The following is a 13,664-nucleotide window of genomic DNA, read 5'->3' as shown; positions in this document are numbered from 1 at the left end:
GGGCTGGGCCTGGGCGCCTTGGCGGCCTTGCTGGGCGCTGCGGGCTTGCGCCGCCAGCGCAAACGCCAGCGTTGATGCTCGGCTTGGCCTCAGCGCCAACAGCGCTGGGGCATGCGATATAAAAAAAACAGCGCCTGCAGGCGCTGTTTTTTATTGCAAATCATCAGGAAAATTCAATCCCCTGATAAATTGCCATAGCGGGTTTATTTTTTATTCTATTGATCTGCAAAAATCGATGCAAACCCAATGCAGGCAGCGCGCTGCCTGCTTGAAATCCTGTTCACGTTCGCTGCATGGCGGGCAAGGCTGCGGCTTTGGTGGAGCCGGTGGCGCGCGGCTTCAAGGCCGCTCCAGCACCAGCAGTGGGTCCAGGCGCACATCAAACCAGTTCATGCCCCAATGCAAATGCGGGCCGGTAGCGCGGCCGGTGGCGCCGACGGCGGCGATGGTTTGGCCTTGCTCGACGCGCTGGCCGACTTGCACGTCGATGCGCGAGAGGTGCAAGAAGTTGGAGCTGATGCCAAAGCCGTGGTCGATCAGCAGCGTGCCGCCGGTGAGGAACAAGTCGCCCGCGAAGGTGACGATGCCGCCAGCGGGGGCTTTGACGGGGGTGCCTGTGGGGGCGGCGATGTCCATGCCCGAGTGGCCGCTGCCGCTGGGGATGCCGTTATAGACGCGGGCGTTGCCAAAGCGGCCGCTGATGCGGCCTTTGACGGGCCAGATGAATTTCTGGGCGAAGTCGGCGCGGTCGTCGTCGCGCTCTCGCGCGGCAGTGACTTGGGCTTGCTCGCGCTGAATGCGCTCGGCCAGCGCGCCTTTGGGGCTGGCGGTTTTGGGCGGCACGCCTTTGACGTATTCGGTGGGCCAGTCGCGTGGGGTGACGCGCACTTGGGCGGTGTGTTCGCGCCCATCGGGCGTGCGGATGTGGACGATGGCGGGGCCGGGTTCGTTGCGCCCGACGCCAAAGACGACGGTGCCGTAATCGGTGGTGCGCAGCACGCGCTCGCGGTAGCGCACGTGGCTGCCGGGGGGCACGCGGCCCAGCACCATGGAGCCTTGCTGCACGCTGGCGGGAAAGCGGATATGCGCCGCCGCGTTGGCCGAGCTGCCAGAGCTGGCAGGGCGGCTTTGAGGGGCCTGGCCTGCGGCCTGCACTGCGTGCATGGGCCAGCAGGCCAGCAGCCATCCGCCCAGGCCCAGTGCGAGGAGTTTGTTGGCGATGGCTCTCACGTTGCGGCGTGGCTCAGCGCCGGATAGGCGCCAAAGCCCGCGACTTTGGGACTGAGAGGGGCGGTGCGGGAGGGGCAAAACAGTGGTCATAACGTCCTGACGAGGAAAAAACAGATTTTCTATCAATCAATAAGCAAAAATATTACCTTGTTTAGGCGTGATAGGTAATGAGTGAATTATTCTTTGATTTGTAACGAAACAAGAATCAAGGAAACACGCACCACAGCCTTTCACCACACGCCCAGCGCACGCCATCGGTCAGCGCCCTTGCAGTGCCGCCCGCACGGCGGGGAGCATGCGGCGCGAGACGTGCAGGGTTTCCTGGGTGCCGTGCAGTTGCAGCCGCCAGTGCTCGCCTTCTTGCGGGTGATGGGCTTTGACCAGGCCGCGCAGGGCTTTGCGCGCGACCAGGGCGTTGCGGTGCACGCGCAGGAATTGGGCGGGAAAGCGCTTTTCCAGATCGTTGAGCGAGCCATCCCACAAAACGCTGCCTTGGGCTGTCACCAAGGTGATGTATTTCATCTCGGCGCGGCAAAAGAGGATGCGCTCCACCAGCACGCGCTCGGTGCGCTGGTGGCTGTGCACCACCAGAAAGGGCGCATCGGCCTCGGGCACCGCCACGTTGGCCAGCGCTGTGGCGGGGGGAGCAACAGGGGCCACAATGGGGGCTGCGCCATCGGTGCGCGCCAGCGCGGCCTGGCCGCCCAGCCACAGGCAGGCGCGTTTGAGCGCCTGGTGCAGGCGCTCGCTGCGCACGGGTTTGGTGAGGTAGTCGGCCGCCTCCAGCTCGAAGGCGCGCACGGCGTATTCGGCGTGGGCGGTGACGAAAACGATGGCGGGCGGGCGTGGCTGCGTGCGCAGGGTTTGGGCGAATTGCACGCCGTCCATGCCGGGCATTTGGATGTCCAGCAAGATAACGTCGATGGCGGCGTTGTCCTGCGTGCGCGCGAGGATTTCCTGCGCCTGGCTGACGGCGGCCGCCTCCATCACCCGACACGGGAAGTCCGGCAGCGCCTCCAGCAAGGTGCGCAGGCGTTTGCGGGCCAGGGCTTCATCGTCAACGATCAGGACATTCATGGGGCTGTGGAGCACAGAAGAGGGAGCGCTACGCCGCCAAAGCGGCATCGCGCCCGAGCAAGGGTTGGGCGGGCAGGCTGAAGGCCACTTCATAACGCCCGGCGCGCACGGCGGTGCGAAATTCCGCGTTGACGTCGTGCATCAGCCGCAGCCGCGCACGCACGTTGTTCAGCGCGATGCCGTTGCCCGCTTTGGCCGCTGCCTCGCCCAGCGCGCGTGACGAGGGCACGGTGTTGCTGATGCGCACCAGCACGCGCGCACCTTTGCGGCGCACCAGCACATGGATTTCGCCGCCTTCACTGCTGGGCTCGATGCCGTGCTTGATGGCGTTTTCCACCAGCGGTTGCAGCAGCAGCGGCGGCACGCTGGCTTGCAAGGCGTCCTCATCCACCGTCCACGTCACGCGCAAGCGCTCGTCAAAACGGATGCTTTCAATGCGCAGGTATTGGCGGGCGATTTCGATTTCTTTTGCCAGATTGGAGATGCTGGCCGCATCCTTGAGCGCGTGGCGAAACAAGTCGCTCAAGTCTTCCAGCATGCGCTCGGCCAGCGGCGGGTTGTCACGCACCAGGGCGATGGCGCTGTTGAGCGTGTTGAACAAAAAATGCGGGCGGATGCGCGATTGCAATTCCGCCAGGCGCGCCACGGTGGCTGCGGGCTGGCTGGCGCGCTGACGCAGCACAAACAGCGAGGTCAGCAGCAGCGCCAACCCAATGCCGCTCAAACTGCCAGCCAGCCATACGCTCGCGGGCAGAGACGGGCCTTCCACGCCCAACCAACCGTACAAAGCCAGCCCCAACAAGGCGCAGGCCCAGCCCCACAGCACGGCAAAGCCCCATTGCACGGTAGCGGTCTGGCGATCCAGCCAGTGCTTGAGTGCGCAGCTTGCCAGCAGCCACAGCAGCGTGGGCGGCATGGCCGCACTGGTGAGCACGGCAAAGCGGCCCAGCCCCTCCTCCAGCCCCGGGGCGCCAAACAGCACCGCCAGCGCCAGCGGCGCTTCCACCAACGCCAGCGCGCGCAGCACCACGCCCAAATGGCAGGCGTCGAACAGCAGCCGCGAGGGCGGATGCGGGGCAGATAAAATGCTTGGCTTTCTCCCGTTCATGCTCGTTATGGTTTTTGCAAGGCGCGCCTTGCGGTGATGCGCCCCGCCCTGCCCTTGGGGCGCGCCGAGCGTTTGCGCCAACCGCAGCGCCCAATTGGCCCAATTGGCCGCTCAATGCGTGCATGGCACCCCTAGCGCGCCAGATGCGCCAAGTGCACCGCTGCGCAAGGCGGCGCAAGAAAAGCCGCCATTATCCTGAGTTCCATGTCCCACACCCCGTCTTCCCAAGCCCCCCACCCCTCTGTCAATCAGCTCGCCACCAAAGACCAAGGCTGGTCGGCCCTGTTCACCGAGCCGATGAGCGAGCTGGTCAAGCGTTACACCGCCAGCGTTTTTTTTGACCAACGCCTGTGGAAGGCCGACATCGCCGGCAGCCGCGCCCACGCGCAAATGCTGCACGCCGTGGGCCTGCTCAGCGCCGAGGACGAAGCGGCCATCCAGCGCGGCATGGACCAAATCGCCCAGGAGATCGAATCCGGCCAGTTCCAGTGGCAGTTGGATCTGGAGGACGTGCACCTGAACATCGAAGCGCGCCTGACCGCCCTGGTAGGCGACGCAGGCAAGCGCCTGCACACCGGCCGCAGCCGCAACGACCAGGTCGCCACCGACGTGCGTCTGTGGCTGCGCGAGGAAATCGACGGCCTGCTGGCGCTGCTGGCCGACGTGCAGCGCGCCCTGGTGGCCGTGGCCGAGCGCCATGTGGACGTGATCCTGCCGGGCTTTACCCACCTGCAAGTGGCCCAGCCGGTGAGCTTTGCCCACCACCTGCTGGCCTATGTGGAAATGTTCCACCGCGATGCCCAGCGCCTGGGCGAAGTGCGCCGCCGCACCAACACCTTGCCGCTGGGCGCGGCCGCGCTGGCGGGCACCAGCTACCCGCTGGACCGCGCCATGGTGGCGCGCGCGCTGGGCATGGTCGATGAAGCGGGCAACCCGCAAATCTGCCAAAACAGCCTGGATGCCGTCAGCGACCGCGATTTCGCCATCGAATTCACCGCCGCCGCCGCGCTCATCATGGTGCACATCAGCCGCCTGTCGGAAGAACTCATCGTCTGGATGAGCCAGAACTTCGCCTTCATCCGCATTGCCGATCGCTTCACCACCGGCAGCTCCATCATGCCGCAGAAGAAAAACCCCGACGTGCCCGAACTGGCGCGCGGCAAGACCGGCCGCGTCGTCGGCCACCTGATGGGCCTGATCACGCTGATGAAAGGCCAGCCGCTGGCCTACAACAAGGACAACCAGGAGGACAAAGAGCCGCTGTTCGACACCGTGGACACGCTGCGCGACACGCTGCGCATCTTTGCCGAAATGATTGGCGGCCAAACCAACCCCGCCACCGGCGCCAAGGAAGGCGGCATCACTGTCAACGCCGCTGCCATGCGCGCCGCCGCCAGCAAAGGCTATGCCACCGCCACCGACCTGGCCGATTACCTCGTCAAGAAAGGGCTGCCCTTCCGCGACGCGCACGAGGCCGTCGCCCACGCCGTGCGCATCGCCAGCGAACGCGGTGTGGATTTGAGCGAGCTGCCCCTGGCCGAGCTGCAAGCCTTCAACCCCGCCATCGAGGCCGATGTGTTCGATGCCCTCAGCCTCGAAGGCGCACTGGCCGCGCGCCGCACGCTCGGCGGCACCGCACCGGCGCAAATCCGCCAGCAAATCGCCGCCCACCAGGCGCGCCTGGGCTGACTGACGCCCCCACGCCGACTGTGCCCCCTGCCCCATTCGTCATTGTCAAAAGGAGACTCCCATGAACCCCGCCCCTGTCGATATCCAGGCTCCCACCACCGTCAAACACGCCAAGCTGCTGGCCTGGGTGGCCGAAATGGCCGCGCTGTGCAAACCCGCGCGCATCCACTGGTGCGATGGCAGCGATGCCGAATACCAGCGCCTGTGCGATGAGCTGGTCGAAGCTGGCACCTTCATCCGCCTCAACCCCGCCAAGCGCGCCAACTCCTTCCTGGCGCGCACCGACCCTTCGGACGTGGCCCGCGTGGAAGACCGCACCTTCATCTGCTCCGAGCGCGAGGAGGACGCCGGCCCCACCAACAACTGGATGGCCCCGGCCGAGATGCGCGCCACGCTGGCGCCGCTATTTGACGGCTGCATGGCCGGACGCACCATGTACGTCGTGCCCTTCTCCATGGGGCCGCTGGGCAGCCCCATCGCCCACATCGGCGTGCAATTGACCGACAGTGCCTACGTGGCCGTGAACATGAAGCTGATGACCCGCATGGGCCAGGGCGCGCTGGACGTGCTGGGCGAGAGCGGTGAATTCGTGCCCTGCATGCACACCGTGGGCGCGCCGCTGGCCGCAGGCGAAAAAGATCAGACCGCCTGGCCCTGCAACCCCGATGTGAAATACATCGTCCACTACCCCGAGACGCGCGAGATCTGGAGCTACGGCTCGGGCTACGGCGGCAACGCCCTGCTGGGCAAGAAGTGCTTTGCGCTGCGCATCGCCTCCAAGATGGGCAAGGACCAGGGCTGGCTGGCCGAGCACATGCTCATCCTCGGCGTGCAAAACCCCGAGGGCAAGAAGTACCACGTGGCCGCCGCCTTCCCCAGTGCCTGCGGCAAAACCAACTTCTCCATGCTCGTGCCGCCCAAGGGCTTCGAGGGCTGGAAAGTCACCACCATCGGGGATGACATCGCCTGGATCAAGCCCCAGGCCGACGGCAGCCTGCGCGCCATCAACCCCGAGGCGGGCTACTTCGGCGTGGCGCCGGGCACCAACATGCTCACCAACCCCAACTGCATGAAAAGCCTGGACAAAAACGTCATCTTCACCAACGTGGCGCTGACCGACGATGGCGACGTGTGGTGGGAAGGCATGGAAAAAGACCAGGGCGGCCACATCCCCGCGCACCTGATCGACTGGCAAGGTAACGACTGGACGCCTGAGGACGGCAAGGCCGGGCGCAAAGCCGCCCACCCCAACGCGCGCTTCACCGTGGCCGCCACCAACAACCCCGCGCTGGACGAGGCCTGGGACGACCCCGCGGGCGTGAAGATCGACGCCTTCCTCTTTGGCGGGCGCCGCTCCACCACCGTGCCGCTGGTCACCCAGGCGCGCGACTGGGCCGAAGGCGTATACATGGCCGCCACCATGGGCAGCGAAACCACCGCCGCCGCCTTTGGCGCGCAAGGCGTGGTGCGCCGCGACCCCTTCGCCATGCTGCCGTTTTGCGGCTACAACATGAGCGGCTACTTCCAGCACTGGCTGGATACGGGCGCGGGCGTGCAGGCCAAGGGCTTTGCGCTGCCGCCCATCTTCTGCGTCAACTGGTTCCGCAAGAATGCCGATGGCCAATTCGTCTGGCCCGGCTATGGCGAGAACATGCGCGTGCTCAAGTGGATGATCGACCGCATCGAAGGCCAGGCCCAGGGCCAGGAAAACCACTTCGGCATCAGCCCGCAATACGGCGAAATCAACTGGACGGGGCTGGATTTTGACGCCGGGCAGTTCGCCACCGTCACCGGCATTGACGCCGACGCCTGGCAGGCCGAGTTCGCGCTGCACGACGAGCTGTTCAAGCAACTGGAGCAGGGCTTGCCCGAGGCCCTCAAAGCCACGCGCGCAGCGATGGAAAAGCGCTTGGCAGCGCTGCTGGGCTGATCGCCTGGCCTGCGCCCCGCCACGGTCTGGCGGGGGCGCCGCCCGACAGCCAAAAGAACACAACCAAAGGGCACTACCCAAAAGACCACACCAAAGGGGGCGCAAGCCCCCTTTTTTTACAATTCATCAGGCAAAAAATACACATGTTTCGGCAATATATTCAATAATTCAATTTTCCGATGATTTGCAATCACGGCGAACCCGCCGTATGCGCGGCCGTCACCCTCGCCAGCGGCAGGCTGAGGCACACCACCGCGCCGGGGCCATCGCTGGCGTTGGCGATCTCGATGCGGCCTTGGTGGATGCGCATGACTTCGCGCACAAAGGCCAGGCCCAGCCCGGTGCTTTTGCGGCCCGTGTCGGGGCGGGGCAGCGAATAAAAGCGCTGGAACACATGCGCCTGCGCATAGGGCGGCAGACCGCTGCCGCGGTCGCGCACGGTGATGGTTTGCAGGGGCGGCTGCCCCGCTGCGGGCGCGGCCAGCGCCAGTGTGAGGGTGATGGCGCTGCCCGCCGGGGCGAAGTCCAACGCGTTGTCCAGCACATTGCCCAGCGCCTGTTGCAGCAAAAACTGGTCGCCTTGCACGGCAGGCTCCGCAGGGGCATGGGCTGATGCGCTGCCTTTGGCATCGGCGAGGGCGGCAAAAGCCGGGCTTTCCTGCACCTGCACCACCATGCCCTTGGCCTGCAAGCGCGTGCGGCGCGAGGCCAGCACCTGCTGCACCCATTGGCGCGTGGGCACGGTTTGCGCCCGCGCAGGGGCGTGCAACTGCTCCACGCGCGCCAGCTCCAGCAGGCGGTCGATCACCAATTGCAGGCGCTGGGCTTGCTCCAGGATGGTTTGGGCAAACTGGGCGCGCTCTTGCGCGGGGGCATCGGGCAACAGCTCGGCGGCGGCGCGGATGGCTGTCAGCGGGCTTTTCATCTCGTGCGTGAGGCTTTGCACGTAGTGCTCGACGTATTGCTTGCCGTCGAGCTTGTGGCGCATATGCTCCAGCGCACGCGCCAGCTCGGTGAGCTGGCTGCCCCCACCCGTGGGCAGCTTGGCGCTTTGGCCTTCAGCCACCTTGCGCGCGTATTCGCGCAAGGCGGTGATGGAGTGGGTCAACCAGGCGGTGAACAGCACGCCAATGGCCGCCGAGGCCAGCAGCAAGATGGCGCCAAGCTGGCGCACGCGCTGGCGGGCATTGTTGGCGTATTGCGCCACGGTGTGCGAGGGCTTGCCCAGCGCGAGCACGCCGAGCACGCGCCCCTCATGCACCACGGGGGCGGCGACGTACATGACGGAGGAGTTTTCATCCTCGGCCACATCGCGCGTGCTGCGCGCGCCGTACTGGCCGCGCAGGGCGAGATAGACGTCGCGCCAGCGGCTGTAATCGCGCCCCGCATCGCGCCCAAGCGAGTCGAACAGCACGATGCCGCGCGCATCGGTGACGTACAGGCGCAACTCAATGCTTTGCTTGAGGTTGCCGTGGATGTTGGCCTGGGGCTGGCGCTGCTGCACGACGCGGGCGGCGCGCAGCAGGCCGCTTTCGTCCAGACGGCCTTGCGCCATGTGCGGGGCGATCGATTCGGCCAGCAGGTGGGCGGCGTCCACCAGGGTGTCTTCCGTGCCCTGACGCACGCCGGGCTCGACCTCGCGGCTGAAGTAGCCCAGGATGAACCAGGCGGCCAGGCCGACGATGAGGAAGTAGCCCAGAAACAGGCGGATGGCGAAAGACATGCGCTGGTTTTGCTGCCTGGGTGGGGGCTTGGAGCTTGGCGGGCGGGGCGGTCAGGCAAGGGCGGTCAGAGCGGGGCCGCTGGCGCGCCGCACACCCTCACCCCCGCCCTCTCCCGCAGGCGGGAGAGGGCGTGCGCGGCGCTTGGGGCAGGTGCTCAATGCCTGCTGCCCGTCTCGGGCACGCCTGCGGCGTGGGCTTGCTGGTCGGCGTGGTAGCTCGAGCGCACCAGCGCGCCGACGGCGGCGTGGGAAAAGCCCATTTTGTAGGCCTCGTCCTCGAACATGCGGAAGGTGTCGGGGTGCACGTAGCGCTTGACGGGCAAATGGCTGCCCGAGGGGGCCAGGTATTGGCCGATGGTGAGCATGTCGATGTCGTGCGCGCGCATGTCGCGCATGACTTGCAGAATTTCCTCATCCGTCTCGCCCAGCCCCAGCATCAGGCCGCTTTTAGTGGGCACGCCCGGGTGCAGGGCCTTGAATTTCTTGAGCAGGTTGAGGCTGAACTGGTAGTCCGAGCCGGGGCGCGCCTGTTTGTACAGGCGCGGCACGGTTTCCAGGTTGTGGTTCATCACATCGGGCGGCGCGGCCTTGAGGATCTCCAGCGCGCGGTCGTCGCGGCCGCGGAAGTCGGGCACCAGGATTTCGATTTGCGTGGCGGGTGAAAGCTCGCGCGTGCGCTGGATGCAGGCGACGAAGTGGCCGCTGCCGCCATCGCGCAAGTCGTCGCGGTCCACGCTGGTGATGACGACGTAGCGCAACTTGAGCGCGGCGATGGTTTTGGCCAGGTTCAGCGGCTCATCGGGATCGAGCGGGTCGGGCCGGCCGTGGCCCACGTCGCAAAACGGGCAGCGACGCGTGCATTTGTCGCCCATGATCATGAAGGTGGCCGTGCCACGCCCAAAGCATTCGCCGATGTTGGGGCAGCTCGCTTCCTCGCACACGGTGTGCAGCTTGTGCTCGCGCAGGATGCGCTTGATTTCGTAAAAGCGCGTGGTGGGCGAGCCGGCCTTGACGCGAATCCAGTCGGGCTTTTTCAGCACTTCGCCATGCTCGACCTTGATGGGGATGCGGGCGAGCTTGGCGGCGGCTTTTTGCTTGACGCGGGGGTCGTAAGCCGGGGCGGGGGATGGGGGGATGGGGGCGTTCATGACAGCAGACTGCGCGAGGGGTTGGGGTTGGGGCGGCTGGGCGAATCGCAAATAACCAATTAATTACAAATCAATAGGATAAAAAATATCCTTGTTTCGGCATGATGGGCAATAGGCTTGATTTCCTATGATGCGGAATATCAAATCGGCTGGGCAATCAGGTCATGCCCTTGCGTTTGCACGATCTGGGCGCGGGTGAACTCGCCGACTTTGAGCGTTTTGCTGGCTTTTTGCGGCGGCAGCAGGTGCACCACGCCGTCGATCTCCGGCGCATCGGCGTAGCTGCGCCCGCGCCCGCCTTTGCGGCCCAGGGCGGGGGCGTGGTCGATGAGCACCTTCATCACATCGCCCACGCGGCGCTGGAGCTTTTGCGTGGAGACGCGCTCGGCCACTTCCATGAAGCGCGCGCGGCGCTCTTCGCGCAGCTCCAGCGGCAGCATGCCCGGCAGGCTGTTGGCGGCGGCGCCATCGACATCGCTGTAGGCAAAGCAGCCGGCGCGGTCGATTTGCGCTTCCTGCATGAAATCCAGCAGGTGCTGGAATTCTTCTTCCGTCTCGCCCGGAAAGCCCGCGATGAAGGTGCTGCGGATCACCAGCTCGGGGCAGACTTCGCGCCAGCGCTGGATGCGCTCAAGGTTTTTCTCGCCATTGGCCGGGCGCTTCATGCGCTTGAGCACGTCGGGGTGGCTGTGCTGCAAGGGCACGTCCAGATACGGCAGCACCTTGCCATCGGCCATCAGCTCCACGACCTGATCGACGCTGGGGTAGGGATAGACGTAATGCAGCCGCACCCACGCGCCGTATTGCGCCGCCAGCTCGCCCAGCGCCTGGGCCAGCTCGTACAGGCGGCTTTTGATGGGGCGGCCGTCCCAGAAGCCGGTGCGGTATTTCACGTCCACGCCATAGGCGGAGGTGTCCTGGCTGATGATGAGCAGCTCCTTGACGCCGCCGGCAAACAGCGCATGCGCCTCTTTCATCACATCGCCCAGCGGGCGCGAGACCAAATCGCCGCGCATGGCCGGGATGATGCAAAACGTGCAGCGGTGGTTGCAGCCCTCGCTGATCTTCAGATAGGCGTAGTGGCGCGGCGTGAGCTTGACACCCGCCTCGCCAAAGCCGCCGGGCACCAGATCCATGAACGGATCGTGCGGGCGCGGCAGGTGCTGGTGCACCACGTCCATCACCTGCTGCGTGGCGTGCGGGCCGGTGACCGCCAGCACGCTGGGGTGCATGTTCTGGATCAGATTGCCCCCGCCCGCATCGGTGCGCGCGCCCAGACAGCCGGTGACGATGACCTTGCCGTTTTCGGCCAGGGCCTCGCCAATGGTGTCCAGGCTCTCGCGCACGGCATCGTCGATGAAGCCGCAGGTGTTGACGATGACCAGATCGGCGCCCTGGAAGGTCTTGGCCGTCTGGTAGCCCTCGGCGCTGAGCTGGGTGAGGATCAGCTCCGAATCGGTCAAGTTTTTCGGGCAGCCCAAAGAAACCATGCCAATGCGCGGCACGGTGGAAGTGGCGGGAGAAGTCATGAGGGAAATCGTGGGAGGGCAATCGCAGCGGCGCAGGCGTAGTGCGGGCGTATTGCCGCAAACCGTGAAAAGGGCCGCAAAAGGCTGGCGATTGTGGCAGAGGCGCAATGCCTGTGGCAATGCACTGCTATTGACACCCGCACCTGCACGACCGCATCTGCACGACCGCATCTGGCGCGCCGCACCTTTTTAATGGCCTCTGCCGTGGGCGATGGCGTCATAACCGCACAGCGCTGCCTGTCTCACGCTGCATGCGACACATCCACGCCCACCATTGCGCTATGCTGCCCGGTTTGCCAGAGGGCGACCCACGCCCCTTGCCCTGTGTTTTTCATGCGGTTTTGCCGCATTGGCCTATGCGCCCGCCCTTGCCCGTGCGCTTGCCACCCTGCCCCGCCCCGCACCGCCTGCCATGAGCATCCAGACCGACAGTTGGGCCAGCCCCGCCCCGCCGCCTCAGCGCCTGATCAACGCCCACAGCGCCTCAGCGCGCGAGGAGGCGCTCGAGCGCGCCTTGCGCCCCAAGGCGCTGCAAGAGTACGTGGGCCAGGCCAAGGCGCGCGAGCAGTTGGAGATCTTCATCGGTGCGGCGCGCAAGCGCGGCGAGGCGCTGGACCACGTACTGCTGTTTGGCCCGCCGGGGCTGGGCAAGACCACGCTCAGCCACATCATCGCCACCGAGTTGGGCGTCAAACTGCACCAAACCAGCGGCCCGGTGCTGGAAAAGCCGCGCGACTTGGCCGCGCTGCTGACCAATCTGGAGCACAACGATGTGCTGTTCATCGATGAAATCCACCGCCTCTCGCCCGTGGTGGAAGAAATCCTCTACCCCGCGATGGAGGATTACCAGATCGACATCATGATCGGCGAAGGCCCGGCCGCGCGCAGCATCAAGCTGGATTTGCAGCCCTTTACCCTGGTGGGCGCAACCACGCGCGCGGGCATGCTCACCAACCCGCTGCGCGACCGCTTCGGCATCGTGGCGCGGCTGGAGTTTTATACGCCCGAGGAGCTGGCGCTGATCATCACACGCAGCGCCGGCCTGCTGGCCGCGCCCATCGATGCCGACGCCAGCCTGGAAGTGGCGCGCCGCTCGCGCGGCACCCCGCGCATTGCCAACCGGCTGCTGCGGCGCATCCGCGACTATGCCGACGTCAAAGGCACGGGCCGCATCACGCTGGAGATGGCCCAGCAGGCGCTGACCCTGCTGGATGTGGACCCCATCGGCTTTGACGTGATGGACCGCAAACTCCTCGAAGCCGTGCTGCACCGCTTCGACGGCGGCCCCGTCGGGCTGGACAACGTCGCCGCCAGCATTGGCGAAGAAGCAGGCACGATCGAAGACGTGATCGAGCCCTACCTCATCCAGCAAGGCTATTTGCAGCGCACGCCGCGCGGACGCATCGCCACCGCCGCCGCCTGGCGGCACTTCGGCCTCATGCCCCCGGCGCAGCGCGCGGGCGATTTGTTCGACCCGCCCGCGCCCTTGTAAGCGCTTTTGCAAAGCGCCCTTGTGAAAAGCCATTCAACATTTTTTTGGAAAGCCCCCCGATGGAACACCCCAACTTGCGCCACCTGGACATCAGCGCCTTTGCCGCCCGCAACGGCCAGGCCGAGCACACCAGCCCCTTGAGCGACTTCCCCCGCCTGGCCGCCGAGCTGGCCAGCGGCGTCGCCAGCGCCGATCGCGCCGTGCATTGGCGCATCGCCGCCGAACTGCGCCGCGATGCCGCAGGCCAGCCCATGCCCTGGCTGCACTGCCAGGCCCACACCACGCTGGCGCTGACCTGCCAGCGCTGCCTGCAACCGTCCGAAACCACCGTGCAAAGCGACCAATGGTTCCGCTTCGTCGCCACCGAAGCCCAGGCCGAGCAAGAAGATGAGGACGCCGAAGAAGACGTGCTGGCCCTGCAAGGCCCGCTGAACGTGTTCACGCTGATCGAGGACGATTTGCTGCTGGCCCTGCCGCCGCTGGTCAAGCACGAAGCCTGCGACAGCCCCGCCCCGCTGCACAGCGCCGACGCGGCCTTCAACGCCGCAGGCGGCGAGACAAACCGCCCCTTCGCCCAGCTCGCCCAATTGCTGACCCAGCCCCTGGAGGGCGCAGAGCGCAAACCCCGCCCCAACGGCCACGGCGGCCACGGCGGCGAACAGGCCGACTAAGCCCCCCTGCTGCAAGCCCCCTGCTTGCAAGCCATCCATGCAGCGCCGTAAGGTCTTTTATTTTACA

At 65.9% G+C, this 13,664-nt stretch carries 10 protein-coding genes; 4 read left to right on the top strand and 6 right to left on the bottom strand.

The window, feature by feature from the left end:
- Nucleotides 1–339: 339 nt before the first annotated feature.
- The 3 genes from EBQ26_RS08555 to EBQ26_RS08545 all read right to left on the bottom strand — a co-directional run bounded on the left by EBQ26_RS08555 (nt 340) and on the right by EBQ26_RS08545 (nt 3,415).
- The gene (locus EBQ26_RS08555) at nt 340–1,230 is read right to left on the bottom strand and encodes a M23 family metallopeptidase (RefSeq protein ID WP_238944252.1); all 891 of its coding nucleotides are present in this window, start codon (nt 1,228–1,230) and stop codon (nt 340–342) included.
- Nucleotides 1,231–1,488: 258 nt separating this feature from the next.
- Nucleotides 1,489–2,307 (bottom strand): LytR/AlgR family response regulator transcription factor, encoded by an 819-nt coding sequence (locus EBQ26_RS08550; protein ID WP_122238590.1) that lies wholly within the window; start codon nt 2,305–2,307, stop codon nt 1,489–1,491.
- A gap of 28 nt (nt 2,308–2,335) precedes the next feature.
- A complete protein-coding gene (locus EBQ26_RS08545) occupies nt 2,336–3,415 on the bottom strand; it encodes a sensor histidine kinase (protein ID WP_122238608.1) in 1,080 nt (359 codons plus the stop codon).
- 204 nt (nt 3,416–3,619) lie between these two features.
- On the opposite strand from EBQ26_RS08545, the gene argH reads away from it, so the two are divergent.
- The gene (gene argH, locus EBQ26_RS08540) at nt 3,620–5,104 is read left to right on the top strand and encodes an argininosuccinate lyase (protein ID WP_122238589.1); all 1,485 of its coding nucleotides are present in this window, start codon (nt 3,620–3,622) and stop codon (nt 5,102–5,104) included.
- 61 nt (nt 5,105–5,165) lie between these two features.
- Nucleotides 5,166–7,034, top strand: coding sequence for a phosphoenolpyruvate carboxykinase (GTP) (locus EBQ26_RS08535; RefSeq protein ID WP_122238588.1), 1,869 nt, complete (start codon nt 5,166–5,168; stop codon nt 7,032–7,034).
- A gap of 190 nt (nt 7,035–7,224) precedes the next feature.
- Here the strand turns inward: EBQ26_RS08535 and creC are convergent, their stop codons facing one another.
- The 3 genes from creC to rimO form a co-directional block, all read right to left on the bottom strand.
- Nucleotides 7,225–8,757 (bottom strand): two-component system sensor histidine kinase CreC, encoded by a 1,533-nt coding sequence (gene creC / locus EBQ26_RS08530; protein ID WP_122238587.1) that lies wholly within the window; start codon nt 8,755–8,757, stop codon nt 7,225–7,227.
- Nucleotides 8,758–8,912: 155 nt separating this feature from the next.
- Nucleotides 8,913–9,905 (bottom strand): lipoyl synthase, encoded by a 993-nt coding sequence (lipA, locus tag EBQ26_RS08525; RefSeq protein ID WP_122238586.1) that lies wholly within the window; start codon nt 9,903–9,905, stop codon nt 8,913–8,915.
- A gap of 140 nt (nt 9,906–10,045) precedes the next feature.
- The gene (gene rimO, locus EBQ26_RS08520) at nt 10,046–11,434 is read right to left on the bottom strand and encodes a 30S ribosomal protein S12 methylthiotransferase RimO (RefSeq protein WP_238944251.1); all 1,389 of its coding nucleotides are present in this window, start codon (nt 11,432–11,434) and stop codon (nt 10,046–10,048) included.
- Nucleotides 11,435–11,846: 412 nt separating this feature from the next.
- On the opposite strand from rimO, the gene ruvB reads away from it, so the two are divergent.
- Both ruvB and EBQ26_RS08510 read left to right on the top strand, forming a co-directional pair.
- On the top strand, nt 11,847–12,926 hold the full coding sequence (gene ruvB / locus EBQ26_RS08515; RefSeq protein ID WP_122238606.1) for a Holliday junction branch migration DNA helicase RuvB: 1,080 nt from the start codon (nt 11,847–11,849) through the stop codon (nt 12,924–12,926).
- Between the two features lie 59 nt (nt 12,927–12,985).
- Nucleotides 12,986–13,597, top strand: coding sequence for a YceD family protein (locus tag EBQ26_RS08510; RefSeq protein ID WP_122238585.1), 612 nt, complete (start codon nt 12,986–12,988; stop codon nt 13,595–13,597).
- Nucleotides 13,598–13,664: the final 67 nt, after the last annotated feature.

Source organism: Allofranklinella schreckenbergeri, assembly GCF_003703475.1.
GTDB lineage: Bacteria > Pseudomonadota > Gammaproteobacteria > Burkholderiales > Burkholderiaceae_C > Lampropedia > Lampropedia schreckenbergeri.
This window is presented reverse-complemented; position numbering and strand designations above follow the sequence as displayed.